At 51.5% G+C, this 20,650-nt stretch carries 18 protein-coding genes; 10 read left to right on the top strand and 8 right to left on the bottom strand.

Annotation, left to right across the window (positions count from 1 at the left end; all coding sequences use genetic code 11):
- Positions 1 to 90: 90 nt before the first annotated feature.
- The 6 genes from HV127_RS22540 to HV127_RS22515 all read right to left on the bottom strand — a co-directional run bounded on the left by HV127_RS22540 (position 91) and on the right by HV127_RS22515 (position 5,990).
- Positions 91 to 1,371 (bottom strand): SLC13 family permease, encoded by a 1,281-nt coding sequence (locus HV127_RS22540; RefSeq protein WP_182238947.1) that lies wholly within the window; start codon positions 1,369 to 1,371, stop codon positions 91 to 93.
- A 16-nt stretch (positions 1,372 to 1,387) separates the two neighbouring features.
- Positions 1,388 to 1,858: a YhcH/YjgK/YiaL family protein gene (locus tag HV127_RS22535; protein ID WP_182238945.1), complete on the bottom strand. Its 471-nt coding sequence runs from the start codon at positions 1,856 to 1,858 to the stop codon at positions 1,388 to 1,390.
- Positions 1,855 to 3,030 carry an exo-alpha-sialidase gene (locus tag HV127_RS22530; protein WP_182238943.1) on the bottom strand — a complete coding sequence of 392 codons (1,176 nt, stop codon included), beginning with the start codon at positions 3,028 to 3,030 and terminating at the stop codon, positions 1,855 to 1,857. Before HV127_RS22530 ends, HV127_RS22535 begins: the two co-directional genes overlap by 4 nt.
- Before the next feature lie 42 nt (positions 3,031 to 3,072).
- Positions 3,073 to 3,822, bottom strand: coding sequence for a TerC family protein (locus HV127_RS22525; RefSeq protein ID WP_182238941.1), 750 nt, complete (start codon positions 3,820 to 3,822; stop codon positions 3,073 to 3,075).
- A 118-nt stretch (positions 3,823 to 3,940) separates the two neighbouring features.
- Entirely contained in the window at positions 3,941 to 4,825 is an 885-nt protein-coding gene (locus HV127_RS22520) for a dihydrodipicolinate synthase family protein (protein WP_182238939.1), read from the bottom strand.
- Between the two features lie 19 nt (positions 4,826 to 4,844).
- A complete protein-coding gene (locus tag HV127_RS22515; protein WP_182238937.1) occupies positions 4,845 to 5,990 on the bottom strand; it encodes an iron-containing alcohol dehydrogenase in 1,146 nt (381 codons plus the stop codon).
- Positions 5,991 to 6,166: 176 nt separating this feature from the next.
- Here HV127_RS22515 and HV127_RS22510 point away from each other — a divergent pair, with 176 nt between their 5' ends.
- From HV127_RS22510 to HV127_RS22500, 3 genes are read left to right on the top strand one after another with little or no spacing between them, the layout of a single operon-like run.
- The gene (locus HV127_RS22510) at positions 6,167 to 7,405 is read left to right on the top strand and encodes a four-carbon acid sugar kinase family protein (protein WP_182238935.1); all 1,239 of its coding nucleotides are present in this window, start codon (positions 6,167 to 6,169) and stop codon (positions 7,403 to 7,405) included.
- Positions 7,398 to 8,384, top strand: coding sequence for a D-threonate 4-phosphate dehydrogenase (locus tag HV127_RS22505; protein ID WP_182238933.1), 987 nt, complete (start codon positions 7,398 to 7,400; stop codon positions 8,382 to 8,384). Before HV127_RS22510 ends, HV127_RS22505 begins: the two co-directional genes overlap by 8 nt.
- A gap of 1 nt (position 8,385) precedes the next feature.
- Positions 8,386 to 9,147: a DeoR/GlpR family DNA-binding transcription regulator gene (locus HV127_RS22500; RefSeq protein WP_182238931.1), complete on the top strand. Its 762-nt coding sequence runs from the start codon at positions 8,386 to 8,388 to the stop codon at positions 9,145 to 9,147.
- A 92-nt stretch (positions 9,148 to 9,239) separates the two neighbouring features.
- Here the strand turns inward: HV127_RS22500 and HV127_RS22495 are convergent, their stop codons facing one another.
- Positions 9,240 to 10,157: a LysR family transcriptional regulator gene (locus tag HV127_RS22495; RefSeq protein ID WP_182238929.1), complete on the bottom strand. Its 918-nt coding sequence runs from the start codon at positions 10,155 to 10,157 to the stop codon at positions 9,240 to 9,242.
- Positions 10,158 to 10,598: 441 nt separating this feature from the next.
- On the opposite strand from HV127_RS22495, the gene HV127_RS22490 reads away from it, so the two are divergent.
- From HV127_RS22490 to pta, 7 genes are all read left to right on the top strand, one after another.
- The gene (locus HV127_RS22490) at positions 10,599 to 11,318 is read left to right on the top strand and encodes an SDR family oxidoreductase (protein ID WP_182238927.1); all 720 of its coding nucleotides are present in this window, start codon (positions 10,599 to 10,601) and stop codon (positions 11,316 to 11,318) included.
- A gap of 10 nt (positions 11,319 to 11,328) precedes the next feature.
- Positions 11,329 to 12,537 (top strand): acetyl-CoA C-acetyltransferase, encoded by a 1,209-nt coding sequence (locus tag HV127_RS22485; protein ID WP_182238925.1) that lies wholly within the window; start codon positions 11,329 to 11,331, stop codon positions 12,535 to 12,537.
- Between the two features lie 61 nt (positions 12,538 to 12,598).
- Entirely contained in the window at positions 12,599 to 13,933 is a 1,335-nt protein-coding gene (locus HV127_RS22480; RefSeq protein ID WP_182238923.1) for a GntP family permease, read from the top strand.
- Positions 13,934 to 13,945: 12 nt separating this feature from the next.
- Positions 13,946 to 15,505, top strand: coding sequence for a CoA-transferase (locus HV127_RS22475; RefSeq protein WP_139539917.1), 1,560 nt, complete (start codon positions 13,946 to 13,948; stop codon positions 15,503 to 15,505).
- A 60-nt stretch (positions 15,506 to 15,565) separates the two neighbouring features.
- The gene (locus tag HV127_RS22470; protein ID WP_139539916.1) at positions 15,566 to 15,982 is read left to right on the top strand and encodes a MaoC family dehydratase; all 417 of its coding nucleotides are present in this window, start codon (positions 15,566 to 15,568) and stop codon (positions 15,980 to 15,982) included.
- 21 nt (positions 15,983 to 16,003) lie between these two features.
- A complete protein-coding gene (fabV, locus tag HV127_RS22465; protein WP_182238921.1) occupies positions 16,004 to 17,203 on the top strand; it encodes an enoyl-ACP reductase FabV in 1,200 nt (399 codons plus the stop codon).
- A 165-nt stretch (positions 17,204 to 17,368) separates the two neighbouring features.
- On the top strand, positions 17,369 to 19,507 hold the full coding sequence (pta, locus tag HV127_RS22460; protein WP_182238919.1) for a phosphate acetyltransferase: 2,139 nt from the start codon (positions 17,369 to 17,371) through the stop codon (positions 19,505 to 19,507).
- A gap of 55 nt (positions 19,508 to 19,562) precedes the next feature.
- Here the strand turns inward: pta and HV127_RS22455 are convergent, their stop codons facing one another.
- Entirely contained in the window at positions 19,563 to 20,507 is a 945-nt protein-coding gene (locus HV127_RS22455) for an L-lactate dehydrogenase (protein WP_182240776.1), read from the bottom strand.
- Positions 20,508 to 20,650 lie beyond the last annotated feature (143 nt).

Here is a 20,650-nt window from a genome sequence, read left to right as displayed (position 1 = left end):
CCGTAGGGGGTACGGGCAAAAGAGTGCTGCGTACTCAACGAAAAACCAGAGCCACTAGCGGGTCATACGACAACTGCTCTTATTTGATAATTACATTGGAAATATCACGATAGCGCCGATGCATAATGCCAGAATACGAATTAAGTACATCGGCACGGAGAATATCCAGAACTCCGGCAGCTTATATTTTCCCATTCCCAGTATCATCGCCGGCATACCGTCAATTGGCATATAGCCGCCGTTCCAGCCCGAAATAACTACCGCGATGGCGGCAGCGGTCGGGTTGAGGCCGAGGCTGGTACAGGCGGCGATAGCAATGGGCGCGAAGATATACACCGAACCCATGTTGGAGCCGGTAAATGTGGAACATGTACTGGTCAGCAGCGCAAAGATAAAAATAAACAGGAATGGCGAAACGTTAGCGCCGAGAACGCCAGCTACCGCATCACCCACCATCGCCGTAAAACCGGTGCCGGCCAGCGCATCGGCGACGCCGATAACCCCCGCCATCATCAGAATAACCGGCGCGCCCATATGATCGCGCACCTCTTTGAAGTCGACGACGTTAATCATCATCACAAAAGCGGCGGCAAGACCCGGAACCACATAGGCGATATTACCCAACTGATTCATCAGCATCATACCGACAACGCTGATGGCAAATGCCCCCACGGTGCAGTACTCTTTCCACGCGGGCAGGGTGACGGCTTCCTCTTCCCGTACCGACATCGCTTCCTCAGACGCATCGGCAATCGGGTGATCGGGTAAAAAACGATACGAGATCAGGCACCAGGCCAGAAACGCCAGCGACATCACCAGATTCACCAGCGCGAATTTCACCATCGAAATTTCTGCGGTGAAACCCGCAGTTTGCAGCACCGTGGCGGTGACGCCAAACAGCAGCGCGACGTTAATCGGGATTAATGGATGGTTGGTCGCAAAACCCAACGGCATCATCAGCTTTGAGGTCGGCAGCTTTTTACTGTAGGGGATTGTCGAAACCAGCGACAGAATCAGCACGTAGTAGCCGGTTGAACCGGTACCCGCCAGGCTCGCGCCAATCATCACAATCACCAACAGCAGTGCATAGCTCTTGTAGCTGCCTTTATTGACCAGGCTGACCATTGAGGATTTCACGTTGCCGATGAGGCGCGTTTTCTGGAGCGCCGCCATCACCACCATAAACCCGGCGATCATAATCACACTTGAGTTCACAAAACCGGCAAAGGCCTGCTGAACGTTTGATAGCCCGGTTACCACCAGTAAAAGACAGGCGAGCAGCGGTGGTGCGCCAAAGGCCATCTTGTCCGACATGATCAACACGATCATCAGCACCAGGATGCCCAGCGCCAGAATCATTTCCATTGTCATTTTTCTATCTCCTTATTTACCCTTCCAGCATTTCGCGCGGCACCTTAAAGACCGCTTTGCGCACCGTTGCTGGCGTGTCAACCGCGCACAGCGCTTGATGGGGCTCGCCAGGCAGGAAGACTGCAAAATCACCTGCGTGCAGGGTGATCGCTACCGGATGCTGGCAATCACGGGCGATAAACAGATCCGGTTTGCGCTCTTCATCGCCATCGCATGCGACAGCCTGCATTCCCGCGTTAATCACCTCGCAACCCGACAGCATCACCTGAATATCGGCCCATTGATGGTGATATTCGGTGTGGCGCTGTGCGGCAGGTTGGGTATGCGCCTCGCCGATATTGCAAAACCAGCCACAACCCTCCGGTTGCCAGCGTCCGTCTTCCCTGGCGCTTAGCGCCTGTAGCGAAGCGTCCGGATGCGACAATATTTGCCACAGCGCGGGGGGAAGCCCTGCCAGCGGCAGGGCGTCAAGATTTCCGACGATCATCGGGCGGACTCCTTCACCCATTGCGGGGAAACGTGCACGTATTTAATCGCCTGGCGGAACCAGGTGTAGGCAATGTGCAGAGAACCGTCCGCGCCCTGTTTAATGCTCGGGTAGGAGAACTCGCGGTTACGTTTATCCAGCGAATTATTGGTCATGCAGTAGCCGTCACCTTCATCGAGGTTACGCTGCCACGGCCAAGTTTTACCGCCATCGGCAGAGATAGCCACGGTCATCGGCGCGCGCGGTGCGCCCCAGAAAGCGGTGCGGCCATTGGTGACTTCCGGCTCTTTGCGGCTGTTATCGCCATCGTCGATTTCATCGTAAAGCGACGCACGACGTTCCAGCGCACCGGCTGCGCTCATGTGGTTAAACACCAGTGCCAGTTCGCCGCTGGCAAGAGTGGTCACCTGGATCGAGGAGTTGTTGTTAGGTAGCTCGGTCGGTTCCGGTACTGACCAGCTTTCGCCATGGTCTACCGACTGGCTGTAGTAGATATTGTCGGCCCAGCGGCTGCGAAATAGTGCGACAAGCGTGCCGCCTGGCAGGGCGGTGATATTCATATGCACGCAGCCGAGGCTTTGCGGTACTTCGACGTCGCGCCAGGTTTTGCCCTGGTCGGAGGAAATTTTGACGGCGCTGATATCATCGTTGCCAACCCATTTTTCCCCCGGCTGAGTGCGGCAATAAAACACCGGCAGCAGCCAGTTACCGTTCTCCAGTACCGTAATCGGCTGGCGAATAAAGGTGCCGGGTTTGTCGAGCAGGGTGGCAATCTCGCCCCAGGTCTGGCCCAGGTCGGTTGACTGGCGGTAGCGCACGATGGCGGTGTCCTGGTTGCCAGAGATCTGCGCGGTCCACAGCAGCCACAGCACGTTATCCGGGGCCAGAAACAGCACTGGGTTCTGCTCGGACCGGCTGGCGTCAGTGGACAGTTTTACCGCATCGCTCCACTGACGGCTTTCCGGGAGCAGGCGCGAGCCCCAAACGGAGATATCGGCAACGCCTTCCTGGGTACCGCCAAACCACACGCACATCAGCGAGCCGTCCGGCAGCGGCAGCAGGTTAGCTGCATGGTTTTGCGGGCAAGATGACGGCAGCATCGCGGTTTCCACACGCGCATCTTGTTCATGCTGACAAATCATCCCGTCACGAATTGCGGTTACTACAGACATATTCATACTCCATTATTATTCAGTAGGGTTTTATTTATTGAGCTATAATGAGTCGTAAGCTTCATCCTGCTGCGAAGCCTTAATGATTTTTTTAGTGCGAACGATATTTAATGTTTCTACGGTCAGGGAGAAGAAAATAGCAAAATAGAGATATCCCTTCGCAATATGAACTTCCAGGCTATCGGCAACCAGTAATGCGCCGACCAGCAACAAAAAGGTTAATGCCAGCATTTTCATCGTCGGCGTATTATTGACAAAATCACCAATGGTTTTGGCGGCGAACATCATTATGCCCACGGCAATAATCACGGCGGTAATCATGATGAAAATATGTTGTGACAAGCCGACAGCGGTGATCACAGAATCCAGACTGAAGACAATATCCAGCAGCATGATCTGCACGATAGCGCCGGCCAGTGAGAGCTGGCGCTGGCTGCCGCCGTGTGACTCTTCTTCCTGCATCAGTTCGCCGCGGATCTCCTGCAGCGATTTGTAAATAAGGAAACAACCACCAACAAATAAAATGATCGTGCGCACCGACACTACAAAATTCGCAATGGTAAATAGTGGAACCGTAATGTGTGCAAGCCAGGCAATCGACACCAGCAATAACACACGCATTACCATCGCGCCACTTAATCCCAACTTACGGGCAATATTTTGCTGATGCGGCGGAAGTTTTGCCACCACCAGCGAGAGGAAAATAATATTATCGACCCCGAGAATAATTTCCAGAAAGGTGAGCGTAACCAGCGTCAACCATATATCTGGGTCAAGCATCCATATAAACATTAAAAATATCCCTTACGCTACGTAAGACATCGTATGCATAATTCTGAATATTGTCGGTGCTGGCCTATTTGTTCGTATATATCAGCACCGACAGTTTAATTAATTATTCCCGATATATTCAGGGAATATATCGAGCAATAACCTGTTTAATTTGCTCACACTGCGCTGGCATAAAGCTGACCGCATAGCGGCTATCGCCAACCTCATGGCCCATCAGCTGCAGTGCTTTTTTCACTGCTGCCGGGGAGAACGCGACTTTATAAAGATCGGTACGTAGTCCGGTCACGCTCTCCTGAGCCAGACGGGAGCCGTCAACATCGCCCGCTTTAAAGTTTGCCCAGATGGCGTTGATCTCTTTTGGTGCGACGTTGGCCAACCCGGAAATACAGGCGGAGCAGCCGTCAACGAAGCCATGGTGGATCAGCGAGTCAGGACCGTTCAGCACGTCGAAATCGGCGATATCCTGCACCGCATCAAGGAAACCCTTCAGGCTTTCGTAGCTGCCAGCGCTATCTTTGACGCCGATAATGTTCGGGTGTTTTGCCAGCGTGCGCGCGGTCTGCGGTTCGATGGTGTTGCCAGTGCGCGCCGGAATGTTGTAGAGAAATACCGGAACGCTCAGGGCGTCAGCGATGGCGGTGTAGTGGCTGATAAGCTCATCCTGCTTGAGTGGCACAAACCACGGCGTGATCACCGAGACCGCATCGACGCCGAGCTTTTCAATCTGCTTACCTAAACGAATAGTTTCGCGAGTCGACACTTCGCCAATATGCGCTACCACGTGGGCGCGCCCGGCCACTTCTTCAACGCAGGCTTTGGCAACGGCGACTTTTTCCGCTTCATTGAGCACAAAGAACTCGCCGTTGGTACCGCCGCAGAAAATACCGTTTCCTGCGGCGAGCTGACGTTGAACCTGCTGCTTCAGCGCCGGAATATTCACTGCGCCATCGGCGGTAAAAGGGGTCACGATGGCGGTCAGTACGCCGGTAATTGCATTGCTCATTCTCATTTCTTCCCTGGTGTTATTGTTCTGGAAATAGGGTGCGATAAACCGCCTGGACCTGATCCTGGCTCACGCTGCACGGCGCGTTATTCATTAAACGTTTGACGTTAAGCGCCGCTTCGCTCAGCTCGCCGATACTCTCCTGCGGTACGCCCAGCGCGGCCAGGTTGTCAGGCAGTTGCAGGCGTTTTACTAGTGCGGCAAGCCACTCAACCAGCGCATGAGATTTCTCTTCCTCGCTGAGGGTCTGGTCGGCATCGGGGATCAGATCCCAGACTTGCGCAAACTTTGCTACCGCGTGCGGACGCACCACCTTCATACAAGGTGCCAGCAGGATGGCGTTAGCCACGCCGTGCGGCAGGTGGTATTTGCCGCCAAGCGGATAGGAGAGGGCGTGGACCAGATGGGTGCCCGCATGATTAATTGCCACGCCGCCATAATATGAGGCCCACAGCATTTCCAGCTTCGCGGTCAGATTCTGCGGCTCGGTCACCGAAAGCTCGATATTGCGTACCAGCTTGCGCAGGCCAATTAGCGCCGCGTTATCGCTGACCGGGTTAGCGACGGTTGACGTAAAGCACTCAATCAGGTGGCACAGCGCGTCAATGCCGGTCGAAGAGGCGATATGCGCAGGCATGCTGGTGGTGAGTTCAGACAGCAGGGCAACATAGTCCGGCAGCAAAACCGGCGAGATAATCCCCACCTTGGTGTTCTGTTCCGGGATCGCCAGGATCGCATTCGGCGTGGCTTCGGAGCCGGTGCCCGCCGTGGCAGGAATTAACAGCGACATCACTTTTTGCTGCGGCTTTTTACCTGCCAGCAGCGCGTCCAGCCCCGGCGAGCAAGGATGCAGCAAAACGGAGAGCAGCTTGGTCACGTCGAGGACGCTACCTCCGCCAATACCGACCACTAATTCTGGCTGACTTGCGCCAACGAGGTTCTGGATCTGCGCCATATCATGCTGGCTCGGCTCGGCAGGGACCGCATCAATCACCTGTACCTGACGTCCTTCACCTTCCAGAATCGCGCGGATCTGCTGAGCAGCGTCAAGTTTGCCGACGTTGGCGTCGGTAATCAGCAAAATGCGCTGTTTACCTGCCAGCAACGGAACCAGGGCAGTAAACGCGCCCGCGCCGCTAATCAAAGTGCTGTTAATGGTTGCCACTTCCTTTCTCCTGTCTTATGAATGATTAAATTTAATCATCCGTTATTCGGGTCACTCACATTGTGGGTGAAGTTATAATTTATACGGCGGTTTAATAACTTGAACTTGCTCACATTTAATCAATTGTGATTGAATATAATCATAAACAGTTTCGAACAGCGAGAAAAGGGAAAACGATGGGCAGCGGTGATAACAAGGTGCTGGTGCTGGCAGATGACTTTACCGGTGCCAATGACGCAGGGGTTAGCCTGGCAGAAACTGGAATGCGGGCGGAAGTAGCGTTCAGCGCCAGCTATCAGGGAGAAGCGCAGGCGCTGATCCTCAATAGCGATAGCCGTGCGCAGCCCGCAGCAGAGGCGGCGCGGCGGGTCACGCATTTACTACAGGCGGTTTTGCCGCGTTTCCAGCCGCGCTGGACGGTAAAAAAAATCGACTCCACGCTGCGCGGGAATCTTGGCGCTGAACTGGACGCAGCAATGACGGCGCTCAACTGCCCGATCGCGGTGCTGGCTCCGGCCTTCCCTGCGGCAGGCCGGGTGACGCGGCAGGGTAAGTGCTATGTGCACGGCTTGCCGGTTGATGAGACTGAGTTTGCAACTGACCCGAAAACGCCGGTTAGCAGTGCCGATATCGCTACCGTGGTGGCACAGCAAAGCAATGCGCGCTGTTCACGGGTAACGGTCGATACGCTGGAGGATGCGCTGGCGCAAACCGTAAACGCAGCAAGCGTGCTGATCGTGGATGCAGAAGAGAACGCCCAACTGGACGCCATTATCGCGGCGGTGGCGGAATCTACGCAAAGGGTGCTGCTGGTGGGGTCTGCCGGGCTGTGCGACGCCCTGGCGCGAAGCCTGGCCACCGCGCCGCACGGGCCGCTGCTGGCGGTCGTTGGCTCGATGAGTGAAATCGCTCAACAGCAAATTGCCCTCCTTGGCGAACATCCGCGCGTAACGCGGGTTGATATCGACGTCGCGATGGCCTTTGGCGGCGACGCAACGGTAGATGCCCGGCGCATTGCCGCCGTGTTGAGCGAAAGCAATCATTGTGTGGTTACCACTCGCCCCGATAGCGAGGCGCGAAAGGGGATTGAAGCCCTGTGCCAACGGCATGGGGTTGATCGCACCGCCCTCGGCGAGCGTATTTGCGCTTATCTGGCACGAGTCAGCGAACTGGCTATCGCGCAAAGTCAGCCGGGAGCGCTCTATTTATCCGGCGGTGATGTGGCTATCGCCGTCGCACAGGCTCTGGGAGCCAGCGGATTTCATATTACAGGTCGCGTGGCGCAGTGCGTGCCGTACGGCAATTTTCTGGGTAGTAGCTGGCAACGGCCGGTAATGACCAAGGCAGGCGGATTCGGAACACAAACCACCCTGCTGGAGGTTGTGAACTTTATTGAGGAGAAAATGAGTGACTAACATCATTGCGGTAACGATGGGAGACCCGGCAGGCATTGGCCCGGAAATTATTATCAAATCCCTGGTGGAGGGAAAACTGAACGGCGCACCCGTTGTGGTGGTGGGCTGCGTGCAGACGCTACGGCGTGTTCTGGCGCTGGAGATCACCCCGCGCGCCGAGCTGCGAATCATTGATAATCCCGGACAGGCACAGTTTAGCCCTGGCACCATTAACGTTATCGACGAACCGCTGGCCGACCCGGAAGGGCTACGCGTCGGGGAAGTGCAGGCGCAGGCGGGCGATTTGGCCTACCGTTGCATCAAGCGCGCGACCGAACTGGCGATGGCCGGTGAGGTTTTTGCAATTGCTACCGCGCCGTTGAACAAAGAAGCGCTGCACCTGGCAGGACACAATTTCCCGGGGCATACCGAGATGCTGGCCCATCTGACGCAGACCAAAGATTACGCGATGGTGCTGTATACCGATAAGCTCAAAGTTATCCATATTTCCACCCACGTCGCGCTGCGCAAGTTTCTCGATACCCTTAATCAGCCGCGAGTCGAAACGGTGATTGGTATCGCCGATAGCTTCCTGCGTCGGGTTGGCTTTAGCAATCCGCGCATTGCCGTCGCAGGCGTTAACCCGCACGCTGGGGAAAACGGTCTGTTTGGTGATGAAGAGATTCGTATCGTCGGTCCGGCCGTTGAAGCGATGAAAGCCAAAGGGTTGAACGTGACCGGCCCGTGCCCACCGGATACGGTATTTATGCAGTGCCACGAAGGACAGTTTGATATGGTGGTGGCGATGTATCATGATCAGGGGCACATTCCGCTAAAACTGCTCGGGTTTTATGATGGGGTGAATATCACTGCCGGACTGCCGTTTATTCGTACATCCGCAGACCATGGCACGGCGTTTGATATTGCCTGGACAGGTAAAGCTAAGTCTGACAGCATGGCTACCTCTATTGAGCTCGCCATGCAAATAGCACAGGAATAACATGAAGGGATATAACCGGTTAGAGCAGATTATGGATTATCTAAAGAGCCATAATCTGGTGACAGTGGATCAGCTCGTAGCGGTGACCAACGCATCGCCAGCCACGATTCGCCGCGATCTGATTAAACTCGATCAGGAAGGGGTGATTAGCCGTACTCATGGCGGCGTGACCCTTAACCGGTTTATTCCTTCCCAGCCGACGACGCAGGAAAAATCCCAGCGTAGCCTGCAGGAAAAATACGCCATCGCCAGCGCGGCGGCGGCGTTAGTCAAGGCCGGGGACGCCATTGTCCTCGATGCCGGGACGACGATGATTGAACTCGCTCGGCAAATAACTCATCTGCCGCTGCGAGTAATCACCAGCGATCTGCATATCGCTCTGTTTTTATCCGAATTCAAGCAAATCGAAGTGACCATTATCGGCGGGCGTATTGACGATAGCAGCCAGTCCTGCATTGGTGAACACGGTCGCCGACTGCTGCAAAACATCTGGCCCGATCTGGCTTTTGTCAGCTGCAATGGCTGGGATCTGGAGAAGGGCGTCACTTCACCAACGGAAGAAAAAGCGGCGCTCAAGCGCGATTTAATCGCCAACGCCCGGCGGCGAATTCTGCTGGCGGACAGCTCGAAATACGGTGCCTGGTCGCTGTTCAACATCACTCATCTTGATTCGTTAACCGATATCATCACTGATGATCACCTTCCGGAAGAGACGCGTGAAGTCTTAGCGCATATTCATCCCCGGCTGATCATTGCTGACTAGCCGGGAGCGCGGATTACGGCAAACGGGCGATGTTGTGCGCCGTGTAACAATCGACTGTTTACCTCGTCGTTCTGGTAATTCAGTCCATGCGTTCAGTAGTAATTGATAACATCTTTAATCTCATCGGTTCTTTTGATGAGAAACTCTTTAAATTTTGCACAGCGACTGGGCATACTCTTCTGCGATCGAAACCATAAACTGATTTCAAACTTGCTCTTGATATAATTATTTAAAATTGAAACCAACTCACCGTTAGCTAACTCCTTTTTAACCAAAGGTAGCGGAAGATAGGCGATGCCGCCGCCCGCCAGTGCCACCGACTTTAAAAACTCACTGTTCTCAATTTCTACCGTTTTGGCAATTTCGATGGTAGTGATTTCACCATCTACCTCGAATTGCCAACGATTCCCGCCTACTAACGTCGATGTATAAATACAGTTGTGGAACTTAAGCTCTTCCGGAGTTGTGGGCTCGCCATAAGCGCTGATGTAACCTGGTGAGCAGCAAACAACCAGAGGGTAATTGAAGAGCTTTTTTTTAACCAATAAACTATCAGGCTCAATATAGCCCCGGTAGGTTGCGCAGGCCCGAATATAAAAATCAGTGTTGTTTTTATTTTCATCAACATAGGGCGTTTCTTCGATTTTAAAATTCACTCCCGGGCAAATAAAAAGATATTCGCCAATGATTTTAGAAAGAAAATTGCGCGAAAAGAGCGGTGTTGATGCAATCGCGATAACGCCTTTGTCGGTATTGTTAATAGTCTCAACTTCTTTGTATATCTCCTGGATGTTTTGATATACGGAATGAAATCTATCATAAAGTAACATGCCCGCTTCAGTGGGTTGGTTTTTACGCGTTGTCGAAACCAAAAGTGGGACATTTAATCCTTCTTCCAGTTCTTTGAGCCAGCGACTACCGGTTGCTGCGGTAATATTGAATGACTTTGCTGCTTCAGATATTGAACCGAAGCGAACGACATGCATAAAAAAAACCGTTTTGTCTAACATAGACAGCCCCCGATACGCGTAATAAACCCATTGATGGCTGATGTTAAGTTGTTAGGCCAGAGAAAGTCAATCATTCCCCGAGCCTCTTTCACGGCAATATATAAAAGGTTGATATGCTTAAAATGACACCTTCATTTTTGCAAAACAGTTTTTAATATTTTAATTAAGTTGCCCTGTGTTTTTATATGAATTGTGAAGTCACGCACTATGTTTTTGTGCTTTTGGGACATTTTCAAAAATATAACCATTTGAATTTTATCAATAAAAATATTTATGTTGTTGTGTTGTAGATGAATGTTGCATGTGTGTATTAGCGTGGTGAAGTGATTTTTCCGCAAGTTGAACCCGTCACTTTTCATTGGTATTACTAAATGCGAAATACGAAACATAGGCCTGAGTATTCAGGTGAATATGTGAAATCAATCCGTTTGGGAGAATGAAATGAAAAATAAGATTTGTATTGTGACCGGTGCGGCGCAAGGTATTGGGCGTAAAGTTGTTGAACTATTTTCCCAGGGTGGGGCAGCAAAGATATACGCCTGTGATATTAAGCATAATGGTGAAGAAACGCTTAAGAATGTGATTCCGGTAACGCTAAATGTCTGCGATCGCCTGGCAATTAGCGAGTTGGTTAACAAAATCAGACTGGATGATGGGCGCGTTGATGTTCTGGTAAATAATGCCGGAATTACTCGCGATAATCTGATTGCTAAAATGACTGAGCAAGATTGGGACATGGTTATAGATATTAACCTGAAGGGCGTTTTCAATATGACTCAGGCCATCGCACCGTTAATGATGGAAAATGATACTGGTTCGATTATTACTATGTCATCTGTCGTGGGTACCGATGGAAATATTGGTCAAAGCAATTATGCGGCAACTAAAGGCGGCGTGATTGCGATGACCAAAGGTTGGGCCAAAGAGTTCGCCAGAAAAGGTGCGAAAGTTCGCGCTAACTGTGTTGCGCCTGGTTTCGTTGTCACGCCAATGACCAAAGATCTGCCTGAAAAAGTAATCACCCATATGGTTGATAAAACGCCGCTTGGACGCATGGCGTTGGCAGAGGATATTGCCAATGGCGTTTTCTTCCTCGCCAGTGAGAAGGCGAATTTTATTACCGGCCAGACGCTGAAAATTGATGGCGGCTTAGTTATCTAGGGAGCGGGTAATGAAAAAGGTATATATCGTTGGAGCTAAACGGACGGCATTGGGATCTTTTGGCGGCAGCCTGGTGACGATACCGGCTTACGAACTGGGAGCGACGGCCATTTCAGCTGCTCTGGCACAAAGCAAAGTTCGTCCTGAAAATATTGATGAAGTCATTGTTGGTAACGTGTTGGCGGCAGGTCAAGGAATGGGACCGGGACGACAGGCGGCGGCAAAAGCCGGTATTCCGCACGAAGTTCCGGCGTTGACCCTAAATATGATCTGCGGTAGTGGAATGAAGGCGGTTATCGACGGCGTTTTAAAAATCAAAAGCGGAGAGATGGATCTGGTGGTTGCTGCGGGGATGGAAAATATGTCGCAGGCACCTTATTTGATCGACAGCCGCGCGAGGTTCGGCATGAAAATGGGTGCTCAGCAAATGTCTGACTCCCTCATCTCAGATGGCCTGACTGATGCTTTTCATCGCTACCATATGGGCGTCACGGCAGAAAATATCGCTAAAAAATACCATTTTAGCCGTGAAGCTCAGGATGTATTTGCTCTGAAAAGCCAGCAAAAAGCCGTACAGGCCGTGGAGCAAGGGCGCTTCGACGACGAAATTGCGCCAGTCACCGTTCTCAGCCGTAAAGGGGAAGTGAAATTTACGCGTGATGAATATCCACGCAAAGATGCCTCTCTGGAACAGCTGGCGAAATTGAAGCCGGCTTTTGACAAACAGGGGACGGTCACCGCGGGAAACGCCTCTGGCATTAATGATGGCGGTGTTGCGCTAGTGCTGGCCTCCGGGGAAGCGCTGGAAAAATGGCAACTGGAGTCGCTGGCTGAAGTTATCGCCTGCGGGCAGGGGGGCGTTGATCCTGCATTGATGGGGTTAGGACCGGTACCGGCCATTGGCAATGCGCTAAAACGAGCGAATATGCACCTCAGCGATATCGATCTGCTTGAGATTAATGAAGCTTTTGCCGCTCAGGCGATGGGGGTTGCACGAGAACTCAGCGCTGAGCATCAGGTGGATGAGTCGTGGTTTGAAAACCGAACGAACGTTAACGGCGGTGCGATTGCCCTTGGTCATCCTCTTGGGGCTTCCGGCGGGCGCATTATCGTTTCGCTGTTATATGAAATGATAAAGCAGAATAAAAATACCGGTCTTGCTTCTCTGTGCATCGGCGGCGGTATGGGTACTGCAATTATCCTCAAGCTAACAAAATAAAATACCCCCTATTCGCATTGTTTATGCAATGCGAATATTACTGATATTCACAGAGGGCATTATGATTGGTTTACTCCTCTCTTTGGTTTTTTTGATTTATCTTATCTATCGCGGCGTACCTGTACTGATTGTTTCACCTCTAATGGCAATGGTTGCCGTTTTCCTCGGCTCTGACATCCCGGTATTATATTCATGGACCGGGCCGTTTATGCAATCGGTGGTCGGTTTTGTTGCAGCCTATTTCCCTATTTTTCTTGTTGGGGCGATTTTCGGCACCTTAATGAATGCCAGCGGCGCTGCATTAACGATTGCCCAATTTATCTCTCAGATAATGGGACCCAAGAAGGCGATTCTGGCTGTCATTCTGGCGTCGTTTCTGCTCACTTATGGTGGGGTGTCGGTTTTTGTTGTCGTATTCGCGGTATTACCGATTGCCAGAACGATTTTTATCAATAGCGACTACCCGCGTCGTCTATTACCCAGCGCCATTTGTGCCGGTTGTTTGCCTGCTTATGTCGCCCCTGGCTCTGCGCAGTTTATTAATACTATTCCCATCCCCATATTTAAAACCACCATCTATTCAGGCATGGATGTGGGCATTATCGGTACCATCGTTTGGCTGGCGATCGGCGTATGGTATATGACCCGACTGGTTAAGCGGGCTAAAGATAAAGGCGAAGGCTATGGCGAAGGGCAGGAAAGTGAAAAATTAAGGAGTCAGGGGAATATTTTTGTTGCCATCACGCCTATCGCCATTGTCATCGTAGGTAATATTCTTCTGACCAAATATTTCGAACTCGATCATGTTATTAACCATTACGCTAGTTTCGGTGGGGTTCAGGGGATTTGGGCGATTACCGTATCACTGTGCGTCGCTATTATCGTGACATTGATCCTCTATCGTAAAGAGGTTGGAAATATTACCCGCACCTTAGCGCAAGGCGCGAATGATTCGCTGGCACCTATATTTAATACCGCCACCCAGGTTGGTTATGGCGGCGTGGTGAAAATGCTACCGGTTTTTGCCGTGATTAAAGCCGCCGTCTTTGCTCTCCCTGGCTCTGCAATGATTGCCGCTGTCGTAGGGACCGCGGTGCTGGCCGGGATTGTTGGCTCAACGTCCGGCGGGGTTGGCTTAGCGATGCTGGCGTTTGGCAAGGATCTCCTGGCGCTGGCAAACGCACACCATATTCCTGCGGGATTAATGCACCGAATTATTGTGTTCAGCGCCTCTACACTGGATACCTTACCGCATTCCGGATTTATTATTACCTTATTGGGTGTTTGTGGCCTGACGCATAAACAAAGTTACAAAGAGCTATTTATTGTTACCTGTCTATTTCCGATGCTTGCCGTCATCGTAATGCTTTCATATGCCACCGCTTTTTTAATTTAAAGGATATTTATAATGCAATCAGTTAAAAAAATCACTGCTGCGCAGGCTGCTGATTTAATTAAGGATGGCGATAAAGTCATTCTGGGAGGATTTATCGGTGCGGTTGTGCCGGAATCTATAGAGAAAGCCATTGAAGATAAATTTCTGTCTGTCGGATATCCACGCAATCTTGAGTTGATATTTGCAGCCGGGCAGGGTGATGCCAAAGAAAAGGCCAATAATCGCCTGGCTCATGAAGGTCTGGTCGCCAGCGCCATCGGCGGACATTGGGGGCTGATTCCACGACTGCAAAAACTCGCCAATGAAGGTAAAATTACCGGCTATAACTTACCCCAAGGGGTGATCTGCCATCTCTTTCGCGACAGCGCTGCGGGTAAAATGGGGACCTTTACCCATGTTGGTTTGGGGACTTTTGTCGACCCGCGCGTAGAAGGCGGGAAAATTAATGCTAAAACAACGGAAGATATCGTTTCATATACCGAAGTTAACGGTGTTGAAAACCTCTTTTATAAGCGAATTGATGCTACGGTCGCTATTTTACGTGGGACCACGGCCGATCAGCGTGGCAACATCACGATGGAAGATGAGTGCCTGATTCTGGAGAACCTCGCTGCGGCGCAACTGGTTCATAATCAGGGAGGAAAAGTGATTGTCCAGGTTAAACGTATTGTTGCCAACGGTACGCTTGACCCACAACAGGTCAAAATCCCCGGTATTTTTGTTGATGCGCTGGTGGTGGCGGAGGATGAATTGCATATGCAAACTTTTGCCGAAGCCATGAATGAAAACTACGTCGGACGGGGCAGCAGAACGGGTAATGGTAAAAAAATGCGCCCGCTGGATGTGAAAAAAATTATCGCTCGTAGGGCGGCGATGGAACTGAAGAGAAATGCCATCGTGAACTATGGCATTGGTGCTCCGGAGGTGATTGCTGAGGTGACTGATGAGGAACGGATTACTCAGGAGCTGATCGCCACCGTGGAGCCCGGGGCAATCGGCGGTTCTCCTGCCGGCGGTCTGTCCTTTGGCGCATCTGCATTTCCTGAAGCCATTATCACCCAGGATCAGATGTTTGATTTCTATGACGGCGGTGGCCTGGACCAGGCTTTTCTTGGACTGGCAGAGACCGATGTGAAGGGCGATCTGAACGTGTCGAAGTTTGGCATCAAGATTGCGGGCTGCGGTGGGTTTATTAATATCACGCAAAATGCAAAACAGGTCTTTTTCTGCGGCTCGTTTACCGCTGGCGAAAGTGAAATCGTCGTTGAACAGGGTAAACTTAACATCAAGCGTGATGGGCGTATCATCAAGTTTATTAAACAGGTTCAGCAAATTACATTTTCGTCCGATACAGCGCGCAAAAATAATAAAGCCGTGTATTACATTACTGAACGTGCGGTATTTAAACTGGCGGATAAAACTCTCGAGCTGATCGAAATAGCGCCGGGTGTCGATTTACAACGCGATATTCTGGATAAAATGGAGTTCGCTCCTGTTATCAGCCCATCATTAAAGCTAATGGATGCACGTATTTTCAATGAGCAGGTAATGGGGCTGGCATTAACGCATTAATTCTATCTACTAATACACTACACTTGTGACTACGTAACGATATTTCATCGAGGTGATGCTGTGTCTTATACAATTAACGATTTGTTTATCGGACAAAAAGCCAGTTTCGAAAAAACAATTACTGAAAGCGATGTGCTGCTTTTTTCTGGTATTTCAGGGGATATCAACCCCGTTCATATTAATGATATGGTGGCGAAACAGAGTATCTTTGGTAAGCGTATTGCGCACGGCGTTTTGGTCTCGGGGTTGACTTCAGCGGTGCTGGGAATGCAACTTCCCGGTGAGGGGACAATTTATCTTGGCCAGGATAATAAGTTTCGCCGTCCCGTTTTTATCGGCGATACGGTTAAAGCAACCTGCGAGGTGATCGAAATTAACCTCGCAAAGAATATTGCTAAATTTTCTACGACAACGACTAATCAGAACAACGAAGTTGTTATTGAGGGTGTTGCCGTGGTGATGGCACCGAAAAAATAAATTAATTTTCAGGATACCACTATGATTATTGAACCCGTTATTAATGGCGTCGTTGCCAGAACCGCTCATCCGCAAGGTTGTCAGCAGGCGGTATTAAACCAAATTAACTACAGCAAAAAGCATCAGCAAATCGAACATGGACCTAAGCGAGTGTTAATTCTTGGCGCATCTTCAGGGTTTGGCCTGGCCGCGCGCGTGGCGCTGACCTTTGGTGGCGCACAAGCGGATACGATCGGCGTATCGTTTGAACGTGGCCCGAGCGAAAAAGGCGTGGGAACCGCTGGTTGGTATAATAATATTTACTTTCGCGAGCAGGCTGAAGCCGAAGGGCGAATTGCGCATAATATCGTCGGCGACGCATTTTCGGCGCAAGTGAAAGAAGAGGTGATGGCGCTGATTAACCGCGATTTCGGTGGGCAAATCGATCTCGTGGTTTATAGCCTGGCAACCGGTGTACGCCCGGACCCTAAAACCGGTGAGACGTGGCGCTCCTGCCTGAAGACGGTGGGCAAACCTTTTAGTGGTAAAACCGTTAATCTGGAAAAAAACTGCCTGGATACCACCGTGCTGGAAGTGGCAAACGAACAAGAGATCCTGGCAACCGAAAAAGTGATGGGCGGTGAAGATTGGGAAGAGTGGATTCGCTGGTTGCGGCAAAATAACGCATTGGCGACGGGTGCTAAAACAGTGGCCTTTTCCTATATCGGCCCGGAAATGACCTATCCAATTTATCACGACGGTACTCTGGGTCTCGCCAAGAAACACTTACAAAAAACCGCCGACAGACTTCATGATTTATTATCTGCCGACCAAGGTGAAGCCTACGTTTCTGTCTGCAAGGCGTTGGTCACGAAAGCGAGTGTTTTTATTCCGGCATTTTCACCCTATGTATTATGCCTGTATCAAGTCATGAAGCAGATGGGGCTGCATGAAACCTGTATTGAACAAATGCAGCGTCTTTTTAGTCAAAAGCTTTACTTGCCAGCGGGTGTAACGGTTGATGCCGCCCGCTTGATTCGTGTTGATGATTGGGAACTTCGTCCTGATGTTCAGCAGGCCGTTAATAAATTAATGACCACATTGACCGATGATAATTTCGCTGAGGTTGGAGATTACGCAGGTTATAAAAAAGAGTTTCTGCAATTGAATGGTTTTGCTTTTGATAATGTGGATTATCAAAAAGATGTCGATTTATCTGCGCTGATAAAGCTTAAGCCATAAGCTCGGAGCAAAGCCTGTTATTCGTTTACTGTTTTAATTGCATAGAGTTGTGGATGCGGTTAACCGCGTCCACAGCACTATTATTATCCAGGCATATGCAATGATAAAATAACGGATATCAGGCTCTTTATCTGTTAATACCACGGTTATTCAAAAGGAGCCTCCGTGTCCCGAACTATAATGTTAATTCCTACCGAGTCGGGTATCGGCCTGACCAGCATCAGCCTCGGTTTAATTCGCGCCATGGAGCGCAAAGGCGTTCGCTTGAGTCTCTTCAAACCGGTTGCGCAGTCGCCTGGCAGCGAAGAGATGCCTGACCGGACCACAATGCTTACTCGTATACGTTCGGACCTATGTTGTGCAGAGCCGCTAAATATAAGCGATGTTGAAGCGCTGCTTTCTGGCAATCAGAAAGATGAGTTGATGGAAGCCATCGTTGCCCGCTATCACGCATGCGCGCAGGGGGCGGATGTTGTGCTTATCGAAGGTGTGATCCCCACCCGCAAACATCAGTTTGCCCAGTCGCTGAATGATGACATCGCTAAAAGCCTGAATGCCGAAATCGTTTTTGTGATGGCGCATGACAAAAATACAGCCACACAGCTTCATGAGCGCATGGAGCTGGTGCGCAGCAGTTTTGGTGGCGCAAAAAATAGCAATATCAGCGGCGTTATCATTAATAAAATCAATGCTCCTCAGGAGGATAAAGGCTTTAACAAACGGGATAACCCTGTTACAGGGGATAGCATTCCGAATACGATGATCTGGAACCGCTTTCTCACTAAACTGAACAGCAGTAGCCCTATCCCCGTGCTGGCAGCTATTCCCTGGAGCGTTGAGTTAATGGCTATCCGGATCATTGATATGGCGCAACACCTGAAAGCGAAGATATTGAACGCGGGTGATATGCACACTCGCCGTGTCAGAACGGTTCTGTTTTGCGCCCACAGCATTTCCCATATGCTGGAACATCTGCGTCCGGGGGCGTTATTAGTCACCTCCGCAGACCGTGCTGACGTGCTGGTTACGGCCTGCCTGGCAGCCATGAACGGTGTTGAAATTGGCGCAATCCTGCTGACCGGCGGTGACGAAATAGACCCGCACGTGAGCAAGTTGTGCGAACGCGCTTTCGCCACTGGCCTGCCGTTATTTATGGTTAACACCAACACCTGGCAGACCTCCCTGAACCTGCAGAGCTTCAACTATGAAATCCCGGTTGACGATCATGAGCGCATTGAGAAAGTGCAGGAATATGTCGCGAGCTACATCAACGCGGACTGGATTGAATCGCTAACTGCGGCCCCCGAGCTCCGCCGCCGCCTCTCTCCACCCGCCTTTCGCTACCAACTCACTGAGCAGGCGCGCAAAGCGGGCAAACGAGTGGTTCTGCCTGAAGGCAATGAGCCGCGCACCGTGAAAGCCGCGGCTATCTGCGCTGCGCGCGGCATAGCAACCTGCGTACTATTGGGTAATCCGGATGAGATCTATCGCGTTGCTGCGGCCCAGGGTATTGAACTGGGGGCAGGGATTGCCATTATTGACCCGAAAGTCGTGCGTGAAAGCTACGTGACCAGGCTGGTTAAACTGCGTAAAAACAAAGGCATGAATGAGGCAGTCGCTCGTGAACAGCTGGAAGATAACGTGGTTCTGGGTACTCTGATGCTCGAGCAGAACGAGGTTGATGGTCTGGTATCCGGCGCGATTCATACCACCGCCAACACCATTCGTCCGGCGCTGCAGCTGATCAAAACTGCCCCGGGCAGCTCGCTGGTCTCTTCCGTATTCTTTATGTTGCTGCCGGAGCAGGTGTACGTTTATGGCGACTGTGCGATTAATCCGGATCCGAGCGCAGAACAACTGGCGGAAATCGCGATTCAATCGGCGGACTCGGCAATCGCTTTCGGTATCGAACCACGGGTAGCGATGCTTTCTTATTCCACGGGCACCTCCGGAGTGGGTAGCGATGTAGAGAAAGTGCGCGAAGCGACTCGGCTGGCGCAGAAAAAACGCCCCGATCTGGAGATCGACGGTCCAATGCAGTATGACGCTGCGGTGATGACTGACGTGGCAAAATCAAAAGCGCCCAATTCGGCAGTGGCTGGTCGCGCAACGGTATTCATCTTCCCGGATCTGAATACAGGCAACACGACCTATAAGGCGGTGCAGCGTTCCGCTGATCTTATTTCTATCGGGCCAATGCTGCAGGGGATGCGTAAGCCGGTAAACGACCTGTCACGCGGTGCGCTGGTAGACGATATCGTTTACACCATCGCATTAACCGCGATTCAGGCGAGTTTTCGTTAGAGTTTGCAATGCCAGAGCGACTATTAAGGCGCTCTGGCTGTGACAGGGACGCAATTTATGGCAAACGGGCGATATTGGCTTTAATCACCTCAATAGAGTGGCGGAACTTCTCCGCTTCGTCGTCGGCTAATTGCAACTCAATAATCTGCTGCACGCCGCTTTGCGTCAGCACCGCAGGAACACCTGCCGCCGCGCCGCTCACGCCATACTCGCCATCAAGAATGCACGATACCGCCAGCGCACGATGGCTGCCGGTGAAAATATTGCGGCAGATCTCAGCGATAGTTCCGGCAACGCCATATTCGGTGCAGCCTTTACCCGAATAAATTTCAAACCCCAGCTTGCGCACCTTTTCGGCAATCAGCTCCCGGTCCAGCGCTTTGCCGGTATGTTTTTGATAAACGTCACCGATGGCTGAACCGTAGACCGCCGAGTGCGACCATACCGGAAACTGGGTATCGCCATGTTCGCCGAGGATAAAGGCATCGATACTTTGCGCGCCGATGTCCAGCTCCTGGGCCAGCACCCGGCGCAGGCGAGTGGTATCCAGCCAGACGCCGGTGCCCAGTACCTGACTGCGCGGCAGGCCTGAAAGTTGCCACACCTGCCAGGTGATGATGTCGCAAGGGTTAGTGGCAATCAGAAAGATGCCGTTGAAGCCGCCGTTCATCATCTGCGGGACGATACTTTTGACGATTTTCGCCGTGTTGGTCAGTTCGTCCAGGCGCGTCTGGCCCGGTTTGAGCGCGCCGCCGGAAACGGTGATCACCGCGATATCGATATCGGCGCAGTCGCCGGCTTCCCGTGTGGATATCGTCATCATCCCCGGCATATATGCAGCTGCATCACTGAGGTCCTGAGCGTGGGCTTCGGCGCGGGCTTTGTTCAGATCAACGAGGATCAGCTCCTCGCAGATATTCTGGTTCAACAGGGCATAGGCCGCAGAGGCGCCGACGTTTCCGGCCCCGATAATCATCACCTTACGCGCTTTGGTATTCATCATTTTTTCCTGATAACAGACATCGTGCCGCAAAATTACTGCGCCTCAAGGGGTTAGCGCAAGAGGGGGCGGGAGCTATAAGTTAAAGCTATGGCGGTTCAGCGTACGCCTCGCGTTACAGTGCGCTTAAAAAAGGAGCTTAT

The organism is Klebsiella sp. RHBSTW-00215 (assembly GCF_014103785.1).
GTDB lineage: Bacteria > Pseudomonadota > Gammaproteobacteria > Enterobacterales > Enterobacteriaceae > Klebsiella.
The sequence above is the reverse complement of the archived record's forward strand: the minus strand, read 5'-3'. Positions and strand labels throughout refer to the sequence as shown.

Bases quoted from the DNA above. Each gene is read 5' to 3' on its own strand.
- HV127_RS22520 (WP_182238939.1), bottom strand. From the start codon at position 4,825: ATGAGCAATGCAATTACCGGCGTACTGACCGCCATCGTGACCCCTTTT.
- HV127_RS22475 (WP_139539917.1), top strand. From the start codon at position 13,946: ATGCAATCAGTTAAAAAAATCACTGCTGCGCAGGCTGCTGATTTAATT.
- HV127_RS22490 (WP_182238927.1), top strand. From the start codon at position 10,599: ATGAAAAATAAGATTTGTATTGTGACCGGTGCGGCGCAAGGTATTGGG.
- HV127_RS22535 (WP_182238945.1), bottom strand. From the start codon at position 1,858: ATGATCGTCGGAAATCTTGACGCCCTGCCGCTGGCAGGGCTTCCCCCC.
- HV127_RS22525 (WP_182238941.1), bottom strand. From the start codon at position 3,822: ATGTTTATATGGATGCTTGACCCAGATATATGGTTGACGCTGGTTACG.
- HV127_RS22540 (WP_182238947.1), bottom strand. From the start codon at position 1,371: ATGACAATGGAAATGATTCTGGCGCTGGGCATCCTGGTGCTGATGATC.
- HV127_RS22495 (WP_182238929.1), bottom strand. From the start codon at position 10,157: ATGTTAGACAAAACGGTTTTTTTTATGCATGTCGTTCGCTTCGGTTCA.
- HV127_RS22480 (WP_182238923.1), top strand. From the start codon at position 12,599: ATGATTGGTTTACTCCTCTCTTTGGTTTTTTTGATTTATCTTATCTAT.
- HV127_RS22485 (WP_182238925.1), top strand. From the start codon at position 11,329: ATGAAAAAGGTATATATCGTTGGAGCTAAACGGACGGCATTGGGATCT.
- HV127_RS22500 (WP_182238931.1), top strand. From the start codon at position 8,386: ATGAAGGGATATAACCGGTTAGAGCAGATTATGGATTATCTAAAGAGC.
- HV127_RS22510 (WP_182238935.1), top strand. From the start codon at position 6,167: ATGGGCAGCGGTGATAACAAGGTGCTGGTGCTGGCAGATGACTTTACC.
- HV127_RS22455 (WP_182240776.1), bottom strand. From the start codon at position 20,507: ATGAATACCAAAGCGCGTAAGGTGATGATTATCGGGGCCGGAAACGTC.
- HV127_RS22530 (WP_182238943.1), bottom strand. From the start codon at position 3,030: ATGTCTGTAGTAACCGCAATTCGTGACGGGATGATTTGTCAGCATGAA.
- fabV (WP_182238921.1), top strand. From the start codon at position 16,004: ATGATTATTGAACCCGTTATTAATGGCGTCGTTGCCAGAACCGCTCAT.